The sequence below is a fragment of the Rubrilithobacter danxiaensis genome (assembly GCF_047272945.1).
GTDB classification, from domain to species: Bacteria; Bacteroidota; Bacteroidia; order Sphingobacteriales; family Sphingobacteriaceae; genus Rubrolithibacter; species Rubrolithibacter danxiaensis.
The window spans coordinates 79,162-102,683 of record NZ_JBKOPS010000013.1; the positions used below are offsets into that span (position 1 = coordinate 79,162).

General features: G+C 35.0%; 23 protein-coding genes. 5 read left to right on the forward strand and 18 right to left on the reverse strand.

Annotated elements, in window-relative coordinates:
• The 3 genes from bioA to ACLCDL_RS15325 are packed head-to-tail and all read right to left on the reverse strand — an operon-like array spanning nucleotide 1 to nucleotide 2,725.
• Nucleotides 1–1,272, reverse strand: a complete 1,272-nt coding sequence (gene bioA, locus ACLCDL_RS15315) for an adenosylmethionine--8-amino-7-oxononanoate transaminase (RefSeq protein ID WP_423149279.1) — start codon at nucleotides 1,270–1,272, stop codon at nucleotides 1–3.
• Nucleotides 1,253–1,702, reverse strand: a complete 450-nt coding sequence (locus ACLCDL_RS15320) for an NUDIX domain-containing protein (RefSeq protein WP_423149280.1) — start codon at nucleotides 1,700–1,702, stop codon at nucleotides 1,253–1,255. The genes bioA and ACLCDL_RS15320 overlap by 20 nt, the downstream gene beginning before the upstream one ends.
• A 48-nt stretch (nucleotides 1,703–1,750) precedes the next feature.
• The gene (locus ACLCDL_RS15325; protein WP_423149281.1) at nucleotides 1,751–2,725 is read right to left on the reverse strand and encodes a cation diffusion facilitator family transporter; all 975 of its coding nucleotides are present in this window, start codon (nucleotides 2,723–2,725) and stop codon (nucleotides 1,751–1,753) included.
• 112 nt (nucleotides 2,726–2,837) lie between these two features.
• On the opposite strand from ACLCDL_RS15325, the gene ACLCDL_RS15330 reads away from it, so the two are divergent.
• Both ACLCDL_RS15330 and ACLCDL_RS15335 read left to right on the forward strand, forming a co-directional pair.
• Nucleotides 2,838–4,058: a pyridoxal phosphate-dependent aminotransferase gene (locus ACLCDL_RS15330; RefSeq protein WP_423149282.1), complete on the forward strand. Its 1,221-nt coding sequence runs from the start codon at nucleotides 2,838–2,840 to the stop codon at nucleotides 4,056–4,058.
• Nucleotides 4,033–5,010 carry a bifunctional heptose 7-phosphate kinase/heptose 1-phosphate adenyltransferase gene (locus tag ACLCDL_RS15335; protein WP_423149283.1) on the forward strand — a complete coding sequence of 326 codons (978 nt, stop codon included), beginning with the start codon at nucleotides 4,033–4,035 and terminating at the stop codon, nucleotides 5,008–5,010. Before ACLCDL_RS15330 ends, ACLCDL_RS15335 begins: the two co-directional genes overlap by 26 nt.
• Nucleotides 5,011–5,016: 6 nt before the next feature.
• Here ACLCDL_RS15335 and ACLCDL_RS15340 read toward each other — a convergent pair whose 3' ends face one another.
• Nucleotides 5,017–6,264, reverse strand: coding sequence for an ABC transporter permease (locus tag ACLCDL_RS15340; RefSeq protein ID WP_423149284.1), 1,248 nt, complete (start codon nucleotides 6,262–6,264; stop codon nucleotides 5,017–5,019).
• 134 nt (nucleotides 6,265–6,398) lie between these two features.
• On the opposite strand from ACLCDL_RS15340, the gene queA reads away from it, so the two are divergent.
• Both queA and ACLCDL_RS15350 read left to right on the forward strand, forming a co-directional pair.
• The gene (queA, locus tag ACLCDL_RS15345; protein WP_423149285.1) at nucleotides 6,399–7,448 is read left to right on the forward strand and encodes a tRNA preQ1(34) S-adenosylmethionine ribosyltransferase-isomerase QueA; all 1,050 of its coding nucleotides are present in this window, start codon (nucleotides 6,399–6,401) and stop codon (nucleotides 7,446–7,448) included.
• 21 nt (nucleotides 7,449–7,469) lie between these two features.
• Nucleotides 7,470–8,147, forward strand: coding sequence for a 2-C-methyl-D-erythritol 4-phosphate cytidylyltransferase (locus tag ACLCDL_RS15350; RefSeq protein WP_423149286.1), 678 nt, complete (start codon nucleotides 7,470–7,472; stop codon nucleotides 8,145–8,147).
• 26 nt (nucleotides 8,148–8,173) lie between these two features.
• On the opposite strand, the gene ACLCDL_RS15355 is transcribed toward ACLCDL_RS15350, so the two are convergent.
• Both ACLCDL_RS15355 and ACLCDL_RS15360 read right to left on the reverse strand, forming a co-directional pair.
• Nucleotides 8,174–8,326 carry a lmo0937 family membrane protein gene (locus ACLCDL_RS15355; RefSeq protein ID WP_423149287.1) on the reverse strand — a complete coding sequence of 51 codons (153 nt, stop codon included), beginning with the start codon at nucleotides 8,324–8,326 and terminating at the stop codon, nucleotides 8,174–8,176.
• A 159-nt stretch (nucleotides 8,327–8,485) separates the two neighbouring features.
• Nucleotides 8,486–9,118: an HAD family hydrolase gene (locus ACLCDL_RS15360; protein ID WP_423149288.1), complete on the reverse strand. Its 633-nt coding sequence runs from the start codon at nucleotides 9,116–9,118 to the stop codon at nucleotides 8,486–8,488.
• Between the two features lie 73 nt (nucleotides 9,119–9,191).
• Here ACLCDL_RS15360 and pncB point away from each other — a divergent pair, with 73 nt between their 5' ends.
• A complete protein-coding gene (gene pncB / locus ACLCDL_RS15365) occupies nucleotides 9,192–10,376 on the forward strand; it encodes a nicotinate phosphoribosyltransferase (RefSeq protein WP_423149289.1) in 1,185 nt (394 codons plus the stop codon).
• Nucleotides 10,377–10,384: 8 nt separating this feature from the next.
• On the opposite strand, the gene ACLCDL_RS15370 is transcribed toward pncB, so the two are convergent.
• The 12 genes from ACLCDL_RS15370 to ACLCDL_RS15425 all read right to left on the reverse strand — a co-directional run bounded on the left by ACLCDL_RS15370 (nucleotide 10,385) and on the right by ACLCDL_RS15425 (nucleotide 23,192).
• Nucleotides 10,385–10,600 (reverse strand): hypothetical protein, encoded by a 216-nt coding sequence (locus tag ACLCDL_RS15370; protein ID WP_423149290.1) that lies wholly within the window; start codon nucleotides 10,598–10,600, stop codon nucleotides 10,385–10,387.
• A 205-nt stretch (nucleotides 10,601–10,805) separates the two neighbouring features.
• Nucleotides 10,806–11,258 carry a hypothetical protein gene (locus tag ACLCDL_RS15375; protein ID WP_423149291.1) on the reverse strand — a complete coding sequence of 151 codons (453 nt, stop codon included), beginning with the start codon at nucleotides 11,256–11,258 and terminating at the stop codon, nucleotides 10,806–10,808.
• 137 nt (nucleotides 11,259–11,395) lie between these two features.
• Nucleotides 11,396–13,297 carry a polysaccharide biosynthesis protein gene (locus ACLCDL_RS15380; protein WP_423149292.1) on the reverse strand — a complete coding sequence of 634 codons (1,902 nt, stop codon included), beginning with the start codon at nucleotides 13,295–13,297 and terminating at the stop codon, nucleotides 11,396–11,398.
• 34 nt (nucleotides 13,298–13,331) lie between these two features.
• Nucleotides 13,332–14,501 carry a DegT/DnrJ/EryC1/StrS family aminotransferase gene (locus ACLCDL_RS15385; protein ID WP_423149293.1) on the reverse strand — a complete coding sequence of 390 codons (1,170 nt, stop codon included), beginning with the start codon at nucleotides 14,499–14,501 and terminating at the stop codon, nucleotides 13,332–13,334.
• A 154-nt stretch (nucleotides 14,502–14,655) separates the two neighbouring features.
• Nucleotides 14,656–15,705, reverse strand: a complete 1,050-nt coding sequence (locus tag ACLCDL_RS15390; RefSeq protein ID WP_423149294.1) for a GNAT family N-acetyltransferase — start codon at nucleotides 15,703–15,705, stop codon at nucleotides 14,656–14,658.
• A gap of 47 nt (nucleotides 15,706–15,752) precedes the next feature.
• The gene (locus ACLCDL_RS15395) at nucleotides 15,753–16,523 is read right to left on the reverse strand and encodes a GNAT family N-acetyltransferase (protein ID WP_423149295.1); all 771 of its coding nucleotides are present in this window, start codon (nucleotides 16,521–16,523) and stop codon (nucleotides 15,753–15,755) included.
• Nucleotides 16,524–16,601: 78 nt separating this feature from the next.
• Nucleotides 16,602–18,437, reverse strand: a complete 1,836-nt coding sequence (gene glmS, locus ACLCDL_RS15400) for a glutamine--fructose-6-phosphate transaminase (isomerizing) (protein WP_423149296.1) — start codon at nucleotides 18,435–18,437, stop codon at nucleotides 16,602–16,604.
• Nucleotides 18,438–18,472: 35 nt separating this feature from the next.
• On the reverse strand, nucleotides 18,473–19,609 hold the full coding sequence (locus ACLCDL_RS15405) for a right-handed parallel beta-helix repeat-containing protein (protein WP_423149297.1): 1,137 nt from the start codon (nucleotides 19,607–19,609) through the stop codon (nucleotides 18,473–18,475).
• Between the two features lie 12 nt (nucleotides 19,610–19,621).
• The gene (locus ACLCDL_RS15410; RefSeq protein ID WP_423149298.1) at nucleotides 19,622–20,641 is read right to left on the reverse strand and encodes an ATP-grasp domain-containing protein; all 1,020 of its coding nucleotides are present in this window, start codon (nucleotides 20,639–20,641) and stop codon (nucleotides 19,622–19,624) included.
• Nucleotides 20,642–20,745: 104 nt separating this feature from the next.
• Nucleotides 20,746–21,273: a GNAT family N-acetyltransferase gene (locus tag ACLCDL_RS15415; protein WP_423149299.1), complete on the reverse strand. Its 528-nt coding sequence runs from the start codon at nucleotides 21,271–21,273 to the stop codon at nucleotides 20,746–20,748.
• Nucleotides 21,274–21,363: 90 nt separating this feature from the next.
• On the reverse strand, nucleotides 21,364–22,014 hold the full coding sequence (locus ACLCDL_RS15420; protein WP_423149300.1) for a sugar transferase: 651 nt from the start codon (nucleotides 22,012–22,014) through the stop codon (nucleotides 21,364–21,366).
• A 29-nt stretch (nucleotides 22,015–22,043) separates the two neighbouring features.
• Nucleotides 22,044–23,192, reverse strand: coding sequence for a glycosyltransferase family 4 protein (locus ACLCDL_RS15425; protein ID WP_423149301.1), 1,149 nt, complete (start codon nucleotides 23,190–23,192; stop codon nucleotides 22,044–22,046).
• Between the last annotated feature and the right edge of the window lie 330 nt (nucleotides 23,193–23,522).

Below are 23,522 nucleotides of genomic sequence, written 5' to 3' on the forward strand. Positions count from 1 at the left end.
TTAAAATACTTCCAAAGCCACTTCTATCTGAGCATAAATATATTCCAGTTCATTATTGGAAATACAGTAAGGCGGAAGGATATAGATTATATTCCCTAATGGCCGCAGTATAATTCCCCGTTCAAGAAAGAAATTATAAAGATTATCCCGCAAATTACTAAAGTAAGAAGTACCCTCGCCCGTTTTTAATTCAAGCGCTATAATAGTTCCTGTTTGCCGTACTTCAATTAAACGCGGATGATTTTCTATTCGTTGCTTAAAACTGCTGTGAAGAGTTTCTATTCGTTTTATATTTTGTAACGTTTCATCCTTATTCATTAATTCGAGGCTGGCTAAAGCCGCTGAACACGCAATTGGATTAGCAGTGAAAGAATGACCGTGAAACAGCGTTTTTAATTTATCTTCAGACAGAAAGGCATTGTAGATTTCATTGGTGCAGGATGTTACACCCAAAGCCATTGTTCCTCCGGTTAACCCCTTCGAAAAGCACATAATGTCTGCTTTATTTGCCAGATAATCGGAAGCAAACAATTTTCCTGTCCTTCCGAAACCCGTTAACACTTCATCAGCAATAGTAAGAATGTTGTTTTCCCTGCAAAAGAAAATCAGTTCATCCAGATATTCTGCTTCATACATCAGCATCCCTCCGGAACCTAGCAGAAGTGGTTCGAATATAAAGGAGGAGATTTGAGGCTTGAGGTTCAATATTTGAGATTTGAGAGCATCTATATTATCTTTATTTGGAAGGTCGATATAATCCACATCAAATAAAAGCTTATCAAAATGAGCCGTAAAAGCGCTTCGGGCACTTACCGCCATAGCTCCAAAGGTGTCTCCATGATAAGAATTTTTAAAAGCAAGTACTCTTGACCGCTCCTGCCCACGGTTCGTCCAGTATTGAAAACACATTTTCAGTGCTACTTCTACAGCCGTAGAACCATTGTCGGAATAAAATATCTTTTTCTGATTGCCGGGCAATATCTTGAGCAAGCCTTCAGCAAGCTCTACAGCGGTTGGATGTGTAAAACCTGCAAAAATTACGTGCTCGAGTGTTTTTAATTGCTGGGCAACCTTTTCTGCTATATACGGATGCGAATGCCCGTGAGTAGTTACCCACCAGGAAGAAACGGCATCAATGTATCTTTTCCCGTTATCATCTACCAAATAAGCGCCTTCTCCCCTTACTATTGCAATGGGGGGAGCCGCAAGTTTCATTTGCGTGTAAGGATGCCATATTACCTCTAAGTCTCTCTCAGTTAGTGTTTTTTTCATTTTTTAATAGTTCTATAACTCTCTTATCTGTAGGAAAAGTAACATCGTCGGTTGAAAGCTCATCCAAGTATTTCCATCGAAAAACCTGTTTAATATCTCCCTCTTCATCAAAATCAAAAACCATTTCTTTAAATTTAAGCTGAAGTTCATTCAAAGGTTCTACCAGATAATAAACACTGATAATCTGGCTTTCGTTAAATGCAGATTTGCAGAAAAAATCAGTTGTGTAAAAGTGCCGGAGAATCTTAATTTTAACATTGCACTCCTCCATAAATTCACGTTCCAGTCCTTCCAACAACCCTTCGCCATATTCCAGTCCCCCGCCTGGGAATTTACTGAACTGATTCCCATACTCTTCTTCATCACTTATCAGAATCTGGTTATTCTGATTAATTAAAAGGCCGTAAACACGAACATTAAAGAGGTACATGCGGACAAAGTCAAAAGTTAAAAGTCAAAAAATAAAGCTATTTAATAGCTATTCAAAATGCTTTTTGTTTTTGGTTAAGTTATTCAAGGTCCATATAATATCAATTTTCTTTTCTTCACTCCTTACCGGGCAATCTTTCATACGGCAGTAATGGCAACATTGAGGCAGGCAGGGATCAGCGTGAATAAAAAATTCAGTTCGGGTAAAGCCTTTCTGATTGATGAGCGTATCTATTTTAGAAACCTCCTCGTGAACGTGATTCAAATCAAAGTAATAAGGAAGCGTTACATGACAATCTACATGGAAATCAGGCCCGTAACGTTGAGTTCGAAGGTTATGAATATCAATCCAGGGATCACGTCGGTTATCGTTTAATATTCCGATCACTTCTTCTATCCGGTCAAAATCAGATTCGTCCATCAAGCCTCCTACTGATTTTCTTACCAGCTTGTAACCTGTAAATACAATATAAATTCCAAGGGCAACAGAAAGGAGGCTGTCTAAATAATACAAACCTGTAAAATAAATCACTAACAAACCCAGTACTAAACCTGCACTGCTGTAAGCATCGGTAATCAGGTGTTTGCCATCTGCATAGAGAGTTAAAGAATTAAACTTTTTGCTTTGATTGACCATGTAAGTTCCGAGAATAAAATTAACCACTCCTGCAACTGCTATAATTAAAGTACCATCAAAAAGATCGGTTACTTGTTGAGGATAAAAAAGGTTATATCCCGACTTGCTGATTATCAATACCCCTGCAATGGCTATTAAAGTACCTTCAACAAACATGGAAAAAAATTCGACTTTACCATGTCCGTAAGGATGATTTTCATCGCGGGGCAAAGCCGACAGGTAAATGCTGTAAAAAGCGAATGTGCTGGCAACCACGTTTACAATACTTTCGGCAGCATCGGTAAGTATAGAGTTTGAGGAAGTAATAAAATAAGCAAGAAACTTTCCGAACATCAGTAAAATGCCGACAATAAGGGAAGTGAGGATGATTTTTTTATGCGATTTCAAACTGGACAAAGTTAAAAATTCAAAGGCTTTCCAATCAATTATCTTGCCTTTTATCTTAAAAATAACAAAATTATACTGCGGCTTTAGAAACAGCTTTTTATATTTGCTGATTATGAGCATACTATCAGATAGAATCAACAATCTTGCTGAGTCGGCCACTATTAAAATGGCAAAACTTGGCAGAGAACTGGCAGCAAAAGGCGTAGATGTTATCAGCCTGAGCCTTGGTGAAACAGATTTTTATACACCGGATTTCGTTAAAGAAGCTGCTAAGAAAGCTATTGATGAAAATTATTCTTACTATACACCGGTTGCCGGTTACCCTGAACTGCGAAAGGCAATTGCCGCAAAACTAAAACGCGAAAATGGCCTCGATTACTCTTTTGATCAGATTGTAGTTTCTACTGGTGCAAAGCAATCCCTTGCCAATGCTATTCTTTGCCTCATAAATCCGGGTGATGAAGTAATTATTCCTACCCCATACTGGGTTTCTTATTCTGAGCTGGTAAAGCTGGCTGAAGGCGAATCTGTTTTTATTAACACCAGCATTGAAAGTAATTTTAAAATCACTCCTGAAGAACTGGAAGCTGCGATAACCCCTAAGACCAAACTGTTTATGTTTTCTTCTCCAAACAATCCTACCGGAACTGTTTATTCAAGAGAAGAACTTGCAGGCCTGGTAAAGGTGTTCGAAAAGCACCCGAATATTTTTATTATTTCGGATGAGATTTACGAACATATTAATTTTCTTGAAAAACATGAGTCTATTGCACAATTTGAAAGCATTAAAGACCGGGTGATCATTATTAACGGATGGTCTAAAGCTTTTGCAATGACAGGATGGCGCTTAGGATATTCAGCAAGTAATAAAGAAATAGCAAACGCATGCGATAAACTGCAAAGCCAGATAACTTCCGGAACCTGTTCGATCACTCAACGAGCCGGAATTACAGCTTATGAAGGATCTCTGGATAGTGTAAAAACGATGAAAGAAGCATTCTTTAAACGCCGGGAATTAGTTTATAATCTACTTAAGAACATTTCGGGTATCAAGGTAAACTTACCTGAAGGTGCTTTCTATTTCTTCCCCGACGTAAGCTCTTTCTTTGGAAAAGCTACCGAAAATGGTGAAGTGATTAAAAACGCTGAAGACTTAGCCTTATATCTGTTAAATACTGGCCATGTAGCCGTAGTTAGCGGAGATGCTTTCGGAGATCCAAAATCAATACGTATTTCTTACGCAGCATCCGAAGAAAAATTAAAAGAAGCAGTATCACGTATTAAAAATGCTTTAGAACAGCTTAAAGATGAGAAAACTGTTCCAGCAGTTTAATACATTAAACATCCTTATTGTTGGTGATGTAATGATGGACTCGTACCTCTGGGGAAATGTAGAAAGGATTTCTCCCGAGGCACCTGTTCCTATTGTTTCTGTTAAAAAAAAGGAAAATCGTTTAGGCGGTGCTGCCAACGTTGCGTTAAATGTACAATCGTTAGGAGCAACTCCTATTATTTGTGCAATTATTGGTAACGATAAGGAAGGCGACGATTTTCTGGAATTATTAAAACAGCAGGGCTTAACCGACAAAGGAATAATCCGTTTAAAGGATCGGCCAACTACTGTTAAAACCCGTATTATGGGACAGAAACAGCAAATACTTCGTATTGATGCCGAAATGGATGAGCCTGTGGATGAACACACTTCTGGCTTAATCGCAAAAAAAATAAGATCTATTTTTGAAGAAGACCACATCAACGCTCTAATATTTGAAGATTATGATAAAGGAGTTATAACTCCCCGCCTTATTACAGAAATAGTAGCCTTTACAAACGAAAAGAATACAATTACCGTTGTTGACCCCAAGAAAAGGAATTTCTTAGACTACAAAAACGTCACCCTTTTTAAGCCGAATTTAAAAGAACTGCGGGAAGGTTTAAAAATAGATTTTGATGCCAGAAATTTACCAGAATTAGAACAAGCGGCAGCGAGTTTAAAAGGAAAAATAAATTCGCAGAAAGTGATGATAACGCTCTCGGAAATGGGAGTTTATATTGACGGAAATGAAGGAAAAACTTTGATTCCTGCGCACATACGTAATATTGCAGATGTTTCTGGCGCAGGGGATACTGTTATTGCCACAGCTACCGCCTGTTTAGCAGTGGGAATGGATGAATTTAAAGCAGCTGCTGTCGCCAATCTTGCCGGAGGATTGGTTTGTGAATACCTGGGTGTTGTTCCTATTAATAAGGAAAGGCTTTTAGCAGAGGCCGAAAATCTTAAATAACCAGAGTTATTTACTGCGTATAGCTTCTACCGGATCTAAACGTGCGGCCATTAAAGCTGGGATAATTCCAGAAATTAAACCAATAGTGGTAGAAAGTATAAACATTAGAATTACTTTTCCTAAATCCACTATAATAGTGAGATCGAAGAAAAACTTAGTTATAAAAGCAAGCGTAAAAACGATAGCCAAACCAATTACTCCACCCATCACACAAAGAAGAACGGATTCAAACAAAAATTGAAACAGAATGAAGTAATTTTTTGCTCCCAGCGATTTTTGAATCCCGATTATATTCGTACGTTCTTTAACAGATACAAACATTATATTAGCAATACCAAATCCTCCTACCAAAACCGAAAAAATTCCGATTGCTCCTCCTGCCAGGTTTACAACAGTAAACATCTGATCTAAACCTGCCGTTAAAATGGTAGATTTATTTAAAGCAAAATTATCGTCCTGACGGGGCCCTAAACGGCGGATAGAACGCATCACGCCTCTCAGTTCGCTTTCAAGTTCTGCCAGCTGAATCCCTTCTTTGCCTTTTACTGTAATTTGCGGCCCGTATTTTTCATCTTCAATATCAATAACGTTACGGGCGAAATTTATTGGTAATAAAATAGTTTTATCGGCAGAAACTCCAAGCATGTCTTCGCCCTCTTCTTTAAAAACCCCAACAACAGTTACTTTTCGTCCGAGCACACTGATAACCTTTCCTACCGCTGATTCATGCGGGAAAAGGCCATCGGCAATGGTATAGCCAATCAAAGCGATAGGAGAACCTGCCTTTGATTCTATTTCTGTAAAATATCGTCCTTCCGCCAGGTCAAAATTCCATGTTTTATAATAATCATGAGAAGCTGCAGAAATCTGAGCACCTTCAACATTATTGCTTTTATATTTTACAACCCGGCTTTCTATTCCAATTTCATAAGAAATACTCTCGGCTCCTTCTACCCTTTTTGATAATTTCTCAAAATCCCGAAGTGACGGAACGGGACGATTCATATATTTCCACCAGGGATAATCACCTCCAAACTGCCAGGGCCACTTTTGAATATAAATTGTATTGCTGCCCAATTTATCAACGCTGCTTTGCAGATAATTTCTGAACGTATCTACCGCCGAAAAAACTCCGATAATAGTCATTATCCCGATGGTGATTCCAAACAGGGACAAAAAAGCCCTCAATTTATTTTGTCGTAATGCCGAAAAAGCAAAGACAAAACTTTCACCTATTAATTTCAGGACAATCATAACCGTTAGAGTAAAAGTAATTAAAAACGTTACAGCTTTAGTACATTTTGAAGAAACAAAATCTAAGAAATAAGAATTAATATTTACAAATTTATTTTCGCTAAATTTGCGCCCGGAAATTTATACGACACTACATGAAATTATCACAGTTTAAATTCAATTTACCTGAATCTTTAATAGCTCATACTCCTGCCGAAACAAGAGATGAAGCTCGTTTAATGGTATTAAACCGTCAAACAGGTGCTATTGAGCATAAAATTTTTAAAGACATTTTAGGCTATTTTGATGAGGGTGATGTGATGATCTTAAATAACACGAAGGTTTTTCCTGCCAGAATGTATGGTAACAAAGAAAAAACCGGAGCGACCATCGAAGTATTTCTACTAAGAGAACTTAATAAAGAATTGCGATTATGGGATGTATTGGTTGATCCTGCACGTAAAATAAGAGTTGGTAATAAACTTTATTTCGGCGATGATGACCTGCTTGTAGCCGAAGTAGTTGACAATACTACCTCAAGAGGAAGAACTATTCGTTTTTTATTTGACGGCACTGATGAAGAGTTCCGTCGCAATATTGAAATTTTAGGAGAAACGCCACTTCCTAAATATATAAAAAGAAAAGCTACGCCAGAGGATAAGGAACGCTATCAGACTATTTTCGCGAAGAATGAAGGTGCTGTTGCAGCCCCAACTGCCGGACTGCATTTTAGCCGTGAGCTATTAAAACGTCTTGAACTTAAGGGTGTTAATTTTGCAGAGGTAACGTTGCATGTTGGTTTAGGAACTTTCCGCCCTGTTGAGGTTGAAGATCTTACCAAGCATAAGATGGATTCTGAACAATTTATTATTGAACAGAAAGATGCTGATATTGTCAATCAAGGTATAGAACGGAAAAGCCGGATTTGTGCTGTAGGTACAACCAGTATGCGATCTATAGAATCAGCTGTTTCTGCTAATAAAACGCTTAAGGCTGCAAATGACTGGACCAGCAAATTTATCTTCCCTCCGTATGATTTTAGTATCGCTAACTGCATGGTAACTAATTTTCATACTCCGGAATCTACTTTGCTAATGATGATATGCGCTTTTGGTGGATATGAACATGTAATGAATGCGTATGAAGTAGCAGTAAAAGAAAAATATCGCTTTTACAGCTATGGCGATGCTATGCTTATTATATAAAGAGGCATAAAACTGCTTCTGATGAAATATTATGCACTCATTGTAGCCGGCGGAAACGGGAGCAGAATGAGTTCTGATGTCCCTAAACAGTTTCTGTTGCTAAAAGGGAAGCCCGTTTTGATGCATACCGTTGAGGCTTTTTATCAATCGGACATAAAACCGGAAATTATTATAGTTCTTAATCGCTTATACACAGATCAGTGGAAGAGCTTTTGTGAAGAATATAATTTTAACATCCCACATAAAGTTGTTGCAGGAGGAGAAAATCGTTTTTATTCAGTAAAAAACGGCTTGAATGAAATTTCAGAAAACGCGGTTGTTGCGGTTCATGATGCGGTAAGGCCCTTAATTGACATAGCTCTGATTACTAAGTCCTATATAGTAGCCCAAGAAAAAGGAAATGCTGTTTGTTGTATTTCCAGTCGGGATTCTATCAGGCAAAAACAGGGTAACTCCTCTATTGCTTTAAAGAGAGAGAGTATATTTATTGTACAAACACCTCAAACTTTTCAAGCCAAATTACTAAAGGAAGCATATAATCAACCTTATACTGATGAGTTTACTGACGATGCTTCCGTTGCTGAAAAAGCAGGCGTAGCAATTAACCTGATTGAGGGAAACCGGCAAAATATAAAGATAACCTACCAGGAAGACCTGCTGATTGCTGAAGTTTTATTAAATAGAAAATCCGGCATTTAGCCGGATTTAATTGATAAATTGAATTTTTAAGCTGCTCCTCTTATAACTCTTAGCAGAATCGCAATAATCGCGATAACTAAAAGTATATGAATAATTCCTCCCGTGGCGTAACCGCCAAAAAAACTCACAGCCCAGATTATTATCAGGATAACTGCGATTACATAAAGTAGATTGCCCATAGTTTTAAGTATTTGGTGTAGATTGATTATTTAATCTACTATATAAATACCAAAATTGCCGCATTTGTTTAGAGAAAGTAAAGAAACACTTGTATATGTGAAATAAAATACATCAAATTTTATCGAAATACTTTCTTTTATAATCTAAAATTAAATGAGCTAAAGGCTTAGGAAATACTGTGTAAACTGTGGAAAGGAATTGAATTTCAATGCATAATCGGTTGTTTCACCAAATCCAAAATCAAGAAAAACAAAGGGAATACCGGCTAATTGGCTTTGTTCGCTATCTCCTTCTGTATCTCCAACGTATATTGGGCGTTCAAGCGAATACTCTTCTATAAGTAATTGAATATTAATATGCTTTGGCTTGTAATTCGTTCCATATTCCCTGTTGTCTATTATACAATTGTCTATAGCAGCCCAATTACAAAATCGCTCAACTATTCCCTCGGCACAATTGCTAACAATAAATAATTTATATTTTTTTGATAGCTTCTCAATCCCTTCCTTTACCCCTTCATACAAAATACCACCTACTTTAGGTAACATTTTCCGCCTTAGATCATTAACATGCCGGTAAATTTCTTTTCTGCGATCAATTTCAAATTCGGGCAATAATTTTTCCAAAACTTTAACACCTTCCCATCCCATCATACCTGTCAGGTCTTCCCTGGCAACTCTCCGTTGAATTTTTAACTCTTTAAATGTTTCATTCCAGGAGTAGACATACAAGTTAACAGCATCCCATAAAGTACCATCCATATCAAATAATATACTGTCCGGTTTCTCCATATTAAAATTAATGATTAAACAAATAAGCCTTTTTCGTTATTAATGTAGAATATCTTTAACAAAAATTTATACTATGCCCTTATCTGAGGATTATTTCCTGGTTTCTTTACTTGATAATGACTTCTATAAATTCACGATGCAGCAGGCAGTTATAAAATTATTTCCTAAGGCAAAGGCAAAGTACAAATTTATCAACAGAGGAAATCACTCTTTCCCGCCGGACTTTGCACACGCATTGCAGTCAGCCGTAAATGCAATGGCGAATCTGAAACTTACAAATGATGAGAAAAATTATTTGGCAATAACCTGCCCGTACTTTGATCCAACCTATTTAGACTTTCTGCAGGGATATAAATATAATCCTTCTGAAGTTTTTATAGAACAATCTGAAGATCGTGTTGAAGTTAGCGTGGAAGGATTATGGTATAGAACTATATTGTGGGAAGTCCCACTACTATCGCTCATATCTGAACTATTTTATAAGTTAAACGAAGGGGGTAGGATTACAGACGAGGAAATTACGAGATGTACAGAGAATAAAATAGAGAAATTTAAAACATTAGGGGTTACGGTAGCAGAATTCGGCACCCGGAGGCGTTATTCTTATAAAGTACATCGTTTGGTAATCGATGCCTTAAAAAGATCAGGAGGGAAAAATTTTATAGGAACAAGTAATGTACACCTGGCGATGAAAAACGCAGTTAAGCCTATCGGCACACATGCTCACGAGTGGTTTATGTTTCATGCTGCCAAGTATGGTTATAAACTGGCAAACTTATTGGCATTAGAAAATTGGGTAAAAATTTACCGGGGAGATTTAGGAATAGCACTTTCAGATACATACACAACAGCTATATTTTTTGAACAGTTCGATAAAATGTTTTCCAAACTTTTTGACGGAGTACGCCACGACAGTGGTGATCCTGTAACCTTTGGGGAAAAAACAATAAATCATTACGTAAGCAAGGGAATAGACCCTTTATCAAAAACTATTATCTTTTCTGATTCGCTGAACTATGAAAAGGTGGCGCGTATCTCACAATATTGCAAGGGTAAAATTGGAATGTCATTCGGAATTGGAACCAACCTGACAAATGATGTTGGCCCAAAACCTATGAATATTGTTATTAAAATGACCGAAGCTTTTCCTGAGGAAGCACATTGGATCCCAGTTGTTAAACTTTCAGATGAAAAAGGGAAATATACCGGACAAGCAGAAGCAATAAAACTGGCAAAAACTATTCTGGAAATAGAATAAGGAATGTTTTAATTCTGCTTAGACCTTTTAGCAGCAGATATAGGCTGATTATGAAGCAAAACCTTACTTGGAGCAACATTTCTCTTTTCAAACTCATCTTCCTCTTTTAAAGACTGCTGCAATAACAACTCATTATACTTTTCGAGCAAAGAGATATACTTATTCATCCAGTAATAAATATCTCGGTTAACAGCTTCTTCTTTAATATCAAATAAATGTTTCATCAGGTAATATCCTTAATAAAAAAATTACAACTGGTAATCCTGATACGCAACATGGAACAAGTTACCTTTCCTGTTACTTTCAGACACCTTAGGTTATCTATAAAATAATTATTTTTTGAGAGCAAAAGATGATATAGCACCTTCAGAAGTATCAAAAGATGCTATATTAAAATAAATGAGGGAAGTATTTAATTATATTAAATTATCAAATGGTATTAAGCACCTGATATTGATTGGCTAAGCTATAAGAATCAGAATCTGTTTTAGAATCGGAAGTTGGGAAAATTTCATCAAGCATAGCTCCCTTATGATCCTTTCTTGAAGATTTTATAAGCAACTCATTATACTTTTCAAGTAACGCAATGTACTTATTCATCCAAAAATAAACGCTTTCTGATGATTCTACCTCTTCCTTTGTATCAATCAACCTTTTCATTTGAGTAAATTCATCTTTCGGAAAGAAATTAGGAAACTCAATAGAAAAATCGTGTCCGAGTACACAGCCAATTTTACATATTATATCAAGCTTGAGCCTTTTTTGATTGAACCAGTTGTAAACAGATCTCCTGTTAACATGAGTCCGTCGGGCCAACTCTGTAATGCTTACCCCGCTCCTTCTCACTACTCTTTCAACAATAGCTCCAGTATGTAATTCCATATTAACAATGTTTTCTAATAGGTGATGATTGGGTAGATGTGTTGATTAACGTTATTTTACATAACACTAATACAGCATTAACAACATTTTAATAGTATTGTTTAATAAAAGTAAAAAAAATGAAATAAAATACAAAACTAATTAGTAATTAAATCCAACTGCTCGTAAATTGAGTTATTGCTCTTAAACTCAGGCACAATTTCCTTCATTTTCTTTACAAGCTCATAATGATTCTGAGATTTATTAATAGAAATCAGATCGTTAATTACTCTCTCAACTTCTTCAAACTGATAGGTAATAACCTTTGAAATCTTAATTTTTTCGTGATGAGTAGGTATATCTTCTTCAGCATTATGAAGTAATTCTTCATACAATTTTTCTCCGGGCCTTAAACCGGTATAAACTATTTTTATATCCCTGTGCGGAACAAAGCCTGAAAGCTTTATCATTTTTTCTGCAAGGTGAGTTATTTTTACCGGTTCTCCCATATCGAAAATATAAATTTCTCCGCCATTTCCCATTGCTCCGGCTTCAAGTACTAATTGTACAGATTCGGGAATAGTCATAAAATAACGGGTAATTTCAGGGTGGGTAACTGTTATCGGGCCACCCTTTTTAATTTGAGAACGGAATCTTGGGATAACAGATCCATTTGAACCTAAAACATTTCCGAACCTTGTGGTTATAAACTTAGTTTTAGTATTATAAAGATTGTTCAAAGATTGAGCATAGATTTCAGCAATTCTTTTTGATGCTCCCATCACGTTAGTAGGATTCACCGCCTTATCAGTAGAAATCATAATAAATTTTTCCACTTCAAAGTCAACTGAAAGATCTGCTATATTCTTTGTTCCTAAAACATTGGTAAGAATAGCTTCAGCAGGGTTATTTTCCATCATAGGCACATGCTTGTAAGCGGCGGCATGGAAAACAATTTGAGGCTTGTGTTCTTTAAAAAGTAACTTCATGCGGCTATAATTTTGTATATCGCCCATGAAAACCACTTTTTTTGTATCCGGAAAATTATCTTCCATTTCAAGCTGCAACTCATGCAGAGGTGATTCTGCCTGATCGCACAGTATAACCTGTTCCGGAAAATAAGTCATTACCTGCCTTACAATTTCAGAGCCTATAGACCCGGCTGCCCCGGTAATCAAAACCCTTTTACCTGAAATTGCTGTTAATATATTGGTAGTTTGAATTACAATAGGATCTCTTTGCAATAAATCCTCAATTTTCAGGTCCTGTAGCTGATTAATTTGCAATTTTCCATACAACCACTGGTCTGTTGGCGGAACAGTAAATACCTTTACTCCAAGCTCAATACATCTTTCTATCGCTTTCTTCTTTCCTTCACTTTTCAGGTCTTCGCTCATCACCAGCAACTTATCCGCCTGATGTTTATTTTTAAGCGTTTCTATCTCATTTAAATGAAACACTTTCTTTTGCTCTATGTATTTGTTTACGCTTCGGTAATCTTCATCAATAAAGCCAACCACATTAAAACTGCCATCGCTGGTTGCTTCTAAAGCTTGTTTAATCAGTAAAGACGACCGGTTAGACCCATAGATTAATATACACTCTTTGGCAACATTGGTATTATTATTTTTCACCAGGATAAATAAACCTTTAACACCTATCCTTAACATCACCAATAATGTAGATGACATAAAGAAATTAATAAAGAGTGCTGTATTTACTTCAACAATATTGCTTTGAAGGTAATTATCAAGAATAAAGTTGGTAACTATCCAGTGAATGATACTTACAGACAGTACAGCTGTAAAAATCCGTAAAATATCATGGGTATTTGAATATCGAATAATACCGGTATGGATCCGCATCGAAAAAAATACGGCCAAAGAAATTAGTGTATATAGAGCCATATAAATAAAAAAATGGCCCCTTAGTATTTCTGTAAATTCAAACTGTTTGATCATGAAATAGGAAACAGCGAATGACCAGCTTATTATTACCTGGTCCATTAGCAAAATGAGCCACTTTGACAACACCCTGCATCCTGAAATTATCTTTTCCATAGAAGAATAAATAAGTAGATTAAAAAGAATAGTTCTATTCTTCAGCTTCTGAATGAATATAAACTTTTTGTAAAAGCGGAATACTGCTTTTTATTTTCTTAATAACATACCTGATGTCGTTTTCAGTTAGATTTGAACCCGAAGGAAGGCATAATCCTTTATTAAAAAGCCGTTCACTTGTGCCATCTCCGTAAAATTTGCAACCTTCAAATACCGGCTGTAAATGCATTGGTTTCCACAAGGGCCGAGATTCTATATTTTCTCTCTCCAGCGCCAGTCTTATTTCTTCGGCACTAAATTTATCGTCGTCTTCAATTACAATAGAAGTTAACCAACGGTTAGAGAAGTAATCTTCATTCAATTCTTCCTGAAATTCAATTTCTTTAATAGATCCGAGCAAACGATGATAGTACAGGAAATTTTTCCTTCGCTGATATATCCTCAGGGGTAGTACTTCCATCTGTCCCCTTCCAATACCGGCACAAATATTACTCATCCGGTAATTATAACCGATTTGAGAGTGCTGGTAATGCGGCGCAACATCTCTTGCCTGCGTAGCTAAAAAACGTGCTTCTTGTATCCATTCTTCATTTTTCGAGATAAGAGCCCCGCCACCGGAGGTAGTAATTATTTTATTACCGTTGAAGGATAAAATAGCCATATCTCCGAAAGTTCCCAGCTTTTTACCTTTATAGGTAGAACCTAAAGCTTCGGCAGCATCTTCAATTACCGGAATAGAATAACGGGTAGCAATTTCCATTATCCGGTCCATTTGTGCGGGCATTCCATATAGATGGACTACAATGATTGCTTTCGGCTTTTTACCATGGGATAAACGATCTTTAATGGCAATTTCAAGGTATTCCGGAGACATATTCCAGGTACGCTCTTCACTATCAACAAATACCGGAGTTGCGCCCTGGTATGCGATAGGATTAGCAGATGCAGAGAAAGTCATGCTTTGGCAAATAACCTCATCTCCGGCCTGAACTCCCAAAATTATTAATGCAAGGTGCAAAGATGCAGTTCCGGAACTTAAAGCTGCAACATGTATATTATTTCCAAGATAAGAAGACAAATCCTGTTCAAATCCATCCACATTTGGCCCCAATGGAGCTATCCAGTTCGTTTCAAAGGCATTCTGCACATAATTAAATTCTTTCCCACCCATATGCGGTGACGACAACCAAATCTTTCTATTCATAAGTGTAGACATTAGACATGAGTAAATTTTTAAACCATACTAGGGTAATAATTAACTAAAAAATAAAAAATTAAATTATACTATTTTCAACCTGTTCGGCACCATAGAAACTTTAAATCGGGGAATAATGTTTAGCTAAAGAGGCAAAAAATTTTCAACATCTGTATAAAGGGAACCTATTGTTTGCTGCTTCTTTATCTTTACACCTCTCTTCCACCAGTGAATTATAGGCAGAAAGATTTGCAATATATCGCCAGGTTTTAAAGCTTAAATGCAAATCAGAAAAACCTGATTTAAATTCAAAAAGAGAATCTTCCTTCCCGCCAACCCCACCGCCCAGATGCAGATAGCTCATTCCAAGGCTTTTACCCAACACCGCTGCTTCATGAAAAAGCAGTTTCATAGGTGCATCGGGTAAAAATTCATTACGGGTGGCCGCTAAATGAAATTGCATGATATTATTGGAGAGGGTTACTATTCCGCCGGAAGTAATTTCTCCATCATAATAAGCTAATAGCAGCTTACTCTCAAAATCATCTGAGTTAAGCAGATCGAAGAAATACTGATCGTCAAAAAAGTAATAAGAGGAGGCATTCACCTTTATCATATTTTCATTATAGATTTTAACAAACTCTATAATTTCTTCTTTGGTAGATGCTTCTTTAACTTCAAAGCCCTTACGTGCCAACTGGTTTACTTTTTGCCTGATAGCTCTGCGATACCTCAGTTTTTGCTCTTCAAGAGGTAATTGCAAGTCAATTGCTACCGTTTTGCCATTATCAAATATTCCACCAAGTCTTTCTAAGAGAAGTTCCTGATTGATGATCGGATGAAGTCGTGAAAATACACTTACAATATTTTCATTATTCAGAAAATTTGAGAATGCCTCCTTAAAATCTTGTATTATTTTACCATTTAAGTCTTCAAAGGGTAAACTTGAAATGGGGCCTGCATATCCATATACAGACGTACAATCATAAAATGCTGATCCTTCAATTTCTCTTTTGATTAATGGCAATGCAATAAAATCATCCTGAAATTGAAAAACAAACAGAAAAGGATTTCCGGCTTTTTCCAAAGAATTATAGTACCAGGTATGATAAAAATCATACATAACGGAATTTTGGATATACTTGTTCCATAACTCCTTTTCATGTATTGAAATAATATAGTAAGGCATGTAGACGTTAACCTCCATATTCATAGCGTAAAAGTTTTATGTTTTTTAAAATCCCGTACATAAAATATAATCTAAACTGGTGTCTGAAAGAACTTTAATTCAGCAAGTGCTCCTCTTAAATAAAAAGATTTGTCAATTAAGCTAAGTGCTAATTCCCTTTTTGATACCAGGCAGACTGTAGATAACTCTAAGTTATTAAAAAAAGAAATAACTCTTTGCAATAAATTATAATCAATATCCGTTTTAAATACCAGGCATTTACTGTCTATTAAAGTAGCTATAGATTTATTAAGGTAAATAAGCTCTGAAATACCTTTATTTATTTTGGAGATTTGAAAAAAAACATTGTCGTTTTTATTTACAGAAGGATTCGTATTTCCGTTTCTCTTAAAATAACTCGTTATATCGTACCAATATTTACAGTTTAAGATTTCCATTCCGAGCTCTAAATACCATGAAAATATTTTTTTATTTTTTTCAAAAACCTCTACTTCTAAGTCGCTTAAATTGAATTGCTTTCGAAGAATGCTTAAGGAATTTACTAACAAAAAAGAGCCTATTTGCAATTGCGAGTATTGCTTATCCACTACTAAAGCATTGAGAAAAACGGTATCGTTAATTTTGATTGATATAAATCCTACGATCTTTTCTGTTTCAACACAGGTGGCATAAAAGATACGATTTTCATCACCCTCCAAAATATTAATAAGATAGCTATCAAAATTATTAAACATAGAGTAGAAAGAAATTTCCTGTTCTACACTATTTAGTTCAAACAAATTTTTGATTTTATTAATAATATTTTCTTCATAGTAAGGAAGTTCTGTAAAAAGTAGATTCATAAGACGATGAATATTACTCTCTGATAGAAAATGTTTTAAATGAACACTTTCTACAGGAAATTCAGATGGAAGTATACCTTATTCTACCGTTACAGATTTGGCCAGATTCCTCGGCTGATCTACATTGCATCCTCTCATAACTGCGATGTAATAAGACAACAGTTGCAATGGAATGGTAGCTAACAGTGGTAGAAAGGCTTCGCTTACTTCAGGAATTTCAATAACATAATCTGTCATTTTTTTAATCTCGGTATCACCTTCAGAAACTATTGCGATAACTTTTCCCTTACGAGCTTTCACTTCCTGTATATTGCTGATCACTTTTTCGTAAGATGAATGCTTTGTTGCAATAAATACAACAGGCATTTCTTCATCTATCAGGGCTATCGGGCCATGTTTCATTTCCGCAGCAGGATATCCTTCTGCATGTATATAGGAAATCTCTTTAAGTTTAAGAGCCCCCTCAAGTGCTACTGGAAAAAGATTACCACGCCCAAGGAATAAGCAATTTCTTGAATCTTTAAACTTGTATGCAATCTCCTTTATAATTTCGCTTACCTGAAGTGTTTTTTCAACTAGCTGAGGAATCTGTTCGAATTCAGTTAAATATTCTATCAGCTTGCTTTCTTTGATAGTTCCCCTTAATTGCGCTGTGTAAAAAGCAATTAAAGTAAGTACCGTTACCTGCGCTGTAAAGGCTTTTGTTGAAGCAACCCCAATTTCAGGTCCGGCGTGGGTATAAACACCTCCATCAGTTATACGTGGTATTGAAGCACCAACAACATTACAAACCCCAAAGACTGTAGCACCTTTTGCTTTTGCCAGTTCCAGCGCGGCCATAGTATCTGCTGTTTCTCCTGATTGAGAAATTGCAATTACAATATCTTTTTCACTTATTATCGGGTTACGATACCGGAATTCTGAAGCATATTCAACTTCTACCGGAACACGGGCACACTCTTCGATGAGATATTCGCCGACAAGGCCTGCATGCCAGGAAGTTCCACAAGCAATAATAATAATCCTGTCGACATTTTTAAGTTTTTCTGCATATTCATTAATACCTCCCAGCTGAACTTTACCCTGATGAGGATATATACGTCCTCTCATGCAATCTTTGATAGACCTGGGCTGTTCGTATATCTCCTTTAACATAAAATGATCAAAACCGCCTTTTTCCAACATCTCCAGTTGCAATTCAAGTTGCTGTACATAAGGAACACATACGGTATTATCAATTCTCTTGATTAAAAGATCTTCTTTTGTTAAATACGCTATTTCATTATCGTTTAAATAAATAACATTTTTAGTGTATTCCACAATTGGTGTAGCATCTGAAGCAAGGAAATATTCACCTTCGCCTACTCCTATTACAAGCGGGCTACCTTTCCGGGCAGCTATAAGTTTTTCAGGCTCATCTTCGCTCATTATTACAATTGCGTAAGCTCCTATTACTTCATTTAAAGCTACCCGTACAGCTTCATCAAGGCTTAATCCAGCTTCCTTCTGTATATTTTCTATCAAATGAATCAGTACTTCAGAATCGGTATCACTTTTGAAAGTATGGCCCTTTTCAATTAAAGCCTCTTTAATAGTATTGTAATTTTCTATAATACCATTGTGAATAATAGTTAATCTTCCGTTCTGAGAAGTGTGAGGATGGGAATTTCTGTCGCATGGGGCACCGTGTGTAGCCCAACGTGTGTGGCCCATTCCTACTTTCCCTTCTACATCTGCATCCTTAACATGTTCTAAAAGATCGTTTACTTTACCAGTTTTCTTGTAAAGTTTGAGTGATTTATCCATTATTGCTACACCTGCACTATCATAGCCGCGGTACTCAAGTCGTTGCAAACCTTTAATAATTATCGGGAACACATCACGATGTCCGATGTAACCTACAATTCCACACATAGTATTAGTTAGTAAAATTTTAAAATTTGATATTATCAGTTCAAGTTGTAATTCATATTTGAACCGAGATTGGTTTTAAGTAATTTATCTATACTAGCTTTGCTTAATGTTATCCCTTCTGTATTAATAATAAAGGGGTTGCCTATAACCAGATTTAAATTGGGTTCACGTAATTGCCTTAGATCAAATGAAGATGTTTTATTATTTCTAAAGGATGGATTTAAGATAGTTATATTTCCACTAACCTTCTCTCCAATTAATGATTTTTTATTATTACAAGCAATATGCAATCCTTTTGAAGATCCAAAGTCCTTATGATTTTTTAAATAAATTGAAATATTTTTATCAACTGATCCATAAAGCTTTTCTAAACTGAGTGAAATACCTTTCCCCAAATTACTTTCTGTTCGGGCATTTACTATCTTAACATTCTTTACTTCATCCATATAACTATTTGGCTCTATATCTATACCACACATTGGCGGAGTTCCATTATTATTTGCTGTATAGGTATCTTGAATAAGCAGGCTATCTACGCTTATTATAGAAATTCCGTTACGTCTATTAGACACGCAACTAGAACTCATTATTTTTATATTTTTTGATGGATTTCTTTTTATTCCGTTGATATAAATCCCATCACCCCAACAATTAGAAATTTTTGCATTATAAATTGAAATATTAGAGGAGTTTGTTATCTTAATTCCCATTCCCCATTCACCTGATTTGCCTAAATGTTTATTCCCATCCCCTATTAAAACAGGATTTATTAAAGATATCTGAGATGAACTTTCAATTAAGAATATGGCATAATGTGCTTTACTGCTCGGTAATAACCGGATTTCAGAACCTTTCGGGAATTTCAAAATACTATTAGATTTTATTCTAAGTCCTGAATCATTAATCAGTAAGGGAAAAGCTGGAAATATTATGTTATTATTTCGATTTAATACATTTTGAATATAATTTGTATAATCTACTGTCCCATCTTTCACATATCCTTTAGGTAAGGCATCCTCTAATCTAAATCCATCGTTTAAATTGAATTTCTGCAAAGCAGCGATGGGTTTATCTATTGTGTTACTCAAAGAATTCTTTTTATCTATTGCTTCTTTCTGTCCGCTATAATTTATTGTCAGGAAGAAAAGAACTATATTTAGATAGAATATCATATTTAAAAACTCTTAAGGTTCAACTGGAATCTCAACCATCCTATCACATTTGGCAAAAGCTTTACCTGAACTTATATTCATATATTTAGTAATATCCTGATTCCCTGATAGCATTTTAACTAATGCTCCAGGTATATTTACTCCAGATTCATGAGTAAAAGGATAACCACCGCCAAAGCGAGGATTTAATTCAAGAATATATAGTCCTTTACTTGTTTCAAAAACATCGCAATCTAAATTTCCTAAATGTTTAAGTCCCTTTCCTAATTTGGCACCAAGTACATGAAAGCGTTCATCTGAAACTGTTTGAGCCTTATCTGTTTCTCCATCCCTCATTGCAAGTTTCTTTTTAGCAAAACTCGCAATATAATTACCATTCAAATCGTTAAAAACATCCATTCCATACTCTTGGCCAGACAGCCTTTCTTGAATAAGAATAGCCTGATTGATACTGTTTTTTGAAACCTCTCCTAAAATAGTTCTATTTAACCGAAGGGATAAAAGTTTATATGTAAGTTTAAGTTCTTCTTCGTTTTCAACGCACTCTATTCCTATAGAAGCACTACCCCATCTTGGTTTAATTATTAAAGGAAACCTCACTTCTTGATTATGTATTGCATCAAGAGCATCTGAAAGAGTGATATATGTTTGAGGAGCATTTACTCCAATACTATCTAAAAATTTTTTTGTATTCCACTTATCAAAACAAATGTCAATAACAGAAGTATCAGAAACGATAGCAGTTACCCCAACTTCAGCAAACAAAGATTTGTTTGCTGCAATTATTGGTAATTCCAAATCATTCAAAGAGACTAAAGCTTTTACATTATTTTCTTTACAAATAGAAAGCAAATTACTTATATATGTTTCATCGTATATAGAAGGCACTTTAAATGCAATATCAGCATCCACAAGAGCAGGAGCATTTAATTGGACATCAGTAGCTATTACTTTCCCAGAGCCGCGAAGAGCCTCTTTAAAATAATTAACCAAATAATTTCTCCTGCCGGCACAAGTAAGTAGTATATTCATTTATATTTAAATTAGAGTAAATTCTGAGGTTATTAACCGAAGTAGTTGATAAACAAGTTTCTAATATTATTTTAGAATAAACTTTATATTATTCCACTATTCTTTCACCTAACCATTTCATGTTTCAGAACAGATATTATTACCCGATCTTTGAGCCCTCCATTAGTAAAAACATCTTGTCTTAATGTCCCTTCCATTTGCCCTCCCAATTTAAGATTGATGTTTATCATGGGCATGTTATCTGAAAGATGATGACTATAAATTTTATTTAATCTTAAATAATCGAAAGAATAAATAAGGATCGTTTTTTTTATATCAAATCCATATCCTTTCCCCCAATACTCTTTTGCGCCAATTCCCATATATGATTCAGCTTTCAAATTCTTATAATCAATGCTTTTTAAGCCGGCGAATCCGATGGGTGTGTTATTAGATTTAAGACAAACTATAAAATCTTTTCTTGAAGAATCTGTTGAGACTTTTCTCAACCATTGTTCAGTAGCTATTGCAGAGATTGGATAATCAAAAATAATAAGAGATTTTCTTACATCATTATCATTTATCCAATTTACTTTAAATTGAACATCACTGATTTCCATCGGACGCAAATAAATTTCATTGCCTTCTATCATATTTTTAATAAGATTAACTGTTAAACTTTATCAGGAAGATATTGATATACCTTGAATACTTATCAATGTTTTTTATAACTCTTTCTATGCTCAAACAAGAGCGTTATTGATGGATTGTTTTTCTTTGCGATAAACGTCTAAAGGTTTTCCATCAGGTATTATCTTTATGTCACTTCGTTGTATCACTTTTTGAATAGTTCTAATAAAAATTTTAGCATCAAGCTTAAAAGTTAAGTTTTCTACATAATAAGCATCAAACTCCAATCTATCTTCCCATTTTAAGAAATTTCTACCAGAAATTTGTGCTAATCCTGTCATTCCAGGTCGTACATTATGTCTTGTAAATTCTCGTTCAGAATAAAAAGGCAGATACCTAACCAATAATGGTCGGGGGCCTATAAATGACATATCATTTTTAATTACATTTATAAGCTGAGGTAACTCGTCTAATGAAGTCTTTCTTAAAAAACTTCCAATTTTAGTTAACCTTAAATAATCTGGCAATAAAGCCCCTTGTTTATCATATAAATCAGCCATAGATTTAAATTTGATCACTGAAAATATATGTCCCTTATAACCCGGCCGCTTCTGAAAGAAAAAAGGATTTCCTTTATATGTAATACTTAGAATAATGCAGAGCAAAATAAAAATTGGAGACAATAGTAAAAGAGAAATTGTCGCAATACATAAATCCAGTAATCTTTTAAAATATTGTTTATACATAAGACTATAGTTATACATCCTATTAAATATTCAGTATTGGTAAATTGTTATGAAGCATTTAAAATTTCGAGCATATGCTTGTTGACCTTATTTACATCAAATTTTTCTTCTGCATATTTTCTACCGTTCTTTCCAAATCTTATAATTTCTTCCGGATTCCTTATCAGAAATTCTAATTTAGAAACAAGGGCCTGAACATCTTTAACAGGAGTCAAAAAGCCGGTTCTTTCATTCTGAACAACGTTTACTGTTTCCTTACAACCAACCCAATCTGTTGTTATTATTGCCCTTCCCATTGCTAACCCTTCTAATAAAGATCGTGGCACCCCTTCTCTATAATAGGAAGGTAAAACAACAGCCGATGCATTTTTTATAAAAGGACGAACATCTGTTACCCAACCTTTGTAATCTAATATTCCATCAGATTGTATTTTTCGATATAAATCTTCACTTATACAATCTACACCGGTGGGATGATAACCGCCTAATAAAGTAAATTTCACATTCGGATATTTTGCTTTGATTGCTTTTGCGGCTTCATAATATTCTCTAACTCCTTTTGCATTTATAAGTCTAGACATCATAACAAAACCTATAGAATTTGTATCTGGCATAGAATTTTCATAATGAGACAGATCAACACCTGAGCCGTTAACTATATAGGTATTACTGTTTACGTCAATAATTTTAGCATCTATAAGTTCCTTATAATCATCCTCATTTTGAAAAATTATCTTTAATCTACTACTTGAACGAAGACTAAAGCGTAACAAACGCTGAGTTATTTTTCCCGCTGCACTACTTTTACCATCTTCAGTAAAGTTATAACCCAAACCTGTTAACATAGCGATAATACCTTTTACTTTACAGTAAGAGGCGAGTAGTGATCCAAAGATTATCGGTTTAAAAGTATAGGAAAAAAATATATCCGGTTTTATTTTTTTAATTATTGAATATAGTTGCAAGATATATTGAATATCTCCCAGTATTGAAATACTATTTCGTAATAAATCATTTTCATAGATAATAACACCTAAGTTATTAAGGGCAACTCTGTGTCGTTCTTCTGTAATTTTAGGCGTGAAAACATATACTTGATTATTTTTAACCAATTCTTCAATTAATTTTCCTCTAAAATTAATTAGAGAACCTGGTGTACTGCACGAAATAATTATTTTTTTCTTGTTTTTTTTCATTTCTGATGCTGATAATAATACTATATAAAGTGTAACAATAATTACTTTAAGCTCTATCCCTGATTAAAAGAGAAAACAACAGAATTACACTTACCTTCAAAAACTTATTGAGTTGAAATAGAAAGATATACTACAAAACAAAAAAGAACTACCGTAAGAAGTTCTTAAGGTAGTTCTTTTAATAATTAGAATGTTTGTTAAAATTATTCTACCAAGAATATATTGGCTTTTGACTATCAGATTGTACTTCCGGTAAATAATAATATTTCTGCTGCTCTTCAAACAGATCCTTTAATAATTCCAGATTGATGGATGACGCTTAAATACAGA

Bases quoted from the DNA above. Each gene is read 5' to 3' on its own strand.
- glmS (WP_423149296.1), bottom strand. From the start codon at position 18,437: ATGTGTGGAATTGTAGGTTACATCGGACATCGTGATGTGTTCCCGATA.
- ACLCDL_RS15350 (WP_423149286.1), top strand. From the start codon at position 7,470: ATGAAATATTATGCACTCATTGTAGCCGGCGGAAACGGGAGCAGAATG.
- ACLCDL_RS15340 (WP_423149284.1), bottom strand. From the start codon at position 6,264: ATGATTGTCCTGAAATTAATAGGTGAAAGTTTTGTCTTTGCTTTTTCG.
- ACLCDL_RS15360 (WP_423149288.1), bottom strand. From the start codon at position 9,118: ATGGAGAAACCGGACAGTATATTATTTGATATGGATGGTACTTTATGG.
- ACLCDL_RS15380 (WP_423149292.1), bottom strand. From the start codon at position 13,297: ATGGAAAAGATAATTTCAGGATGCAGGGTGTTGTCAAAGTGGCTCATT.
- ACLCDL_RS15390 (WP_423149294.1), bottom strand. From the start codon at position 15,705: ATGAATATGGAGGTTAACGTCTACATGCCTTACTATATTATTTCAATA.
- ACLCDL_RS15410 (WP_423149298.1), bottom strand. From the start codon at position 20,641: ATGAATATACTACTTACTTGTGCCGGCAGGAGAAATTATTTGGTTAAT.
- ACLCDL_RS15415 (WP_423149299.1), bottom strand. From the start codon at position 21,273: ATGATAGAAGGCAATGAAATTTATTTGCGTCCGATGGAAATCAGTGAT.
- ACLCDL_RS15370 (WP_423149290.1), bottom strand. From the start codon at position 10,600: ATGAAACATTTATTTGATATTAAAGAAGAAGCTGTTAACCGAGATATT.
- ACLCDL_RS15355 (WP_423149287.1), bottom strand. From the start codon at position 8,326: ATGGGCAATCTACTTTATGTAATCGCAGTTATCCTGATAATAATCTGG.
- ACLCDL_RS15375 (WP_423149291.1), bottom strand. From the start codon at position 11,258: ATGGAATTACATACTGGAGCTATTGTTGAAAGAGTAGTGAGAAGGAGC.
- bioA (WP_423149279.1), bottom strand. From the start codon at position 1,272: ATGAAAAAAACACTAACTGAGAGAGACTTAGAGGTAATATGGCATCCT.
- ACLCDL_RS15425 (WP_423149301.1), bottom strand. From the start codon at position 23,192: ATGAAAAAAAACAAGAAAAAAATAATTATTTCGTGCAGTACACCAGGT.
- ACLCDL_RS15405 (WP_423149297.1), bottom strand. From the start codon at position 19,609: ATGATATTCTATCTAAATATAGTTCTTTTCTTCCTGACAATAAATTAT.
- ACLCDL_RS15420 (WP_423149300.1), bottom strand. From the start codon at position 22,014: ATGTATAACTATAGTCTTATGTATAAACAATATTTTAAAAGATTACTG.
- ACLCDL_RS15395 (WP_423149295.1), bottom strand. From the start codon at position 16,523: ATGAATCTACTTTTTACAGAACTTCCTTACTATGAAGAAAATATTATT.
- ACLCDL_RS15330 (WP_423149282.1), top strand. From the start codon at position 2,838: ATGAGCATACTATCAGATAGAATCAACAATCTTGCTGAGTCGGCCACT.
- ACLCDL_RS15335 (WP_423149283.1), top strand. From the start codon at position 4,033: ATGAGAAAACTGTTCCAGCAGTTTAATACATTAAACATCCTTATTGTT.
- ACLCDL_RS15385 (WP_423149293.1), bottom strand. From the start codon at position 14,501: ATGAATAGAAAGATTTGGTTGTCGTCACCGCATATGGGTGGGAAAGAA.
- pncB (WP_423149289.1), top strand. From the start codon at position 9,192: ATGCCCTTATCTGAGGATTATTTCCTGGTTTCTTTACTTGATAATGAC.
- ACLCDL_RS15320 (WP_423149280.1), bottom strand. From the start codon at position 1,702: ATGTACCTCTTTAATGTTCGTGTTTACGGCCTTTTAATTAATCAGAAT.
- queA (WP_423149285.1), top strand. From the start codon at position 6,399: ATGAAATTATCACAGTTTAAATTCAATTTACCTGAATCTTTAATAGCT.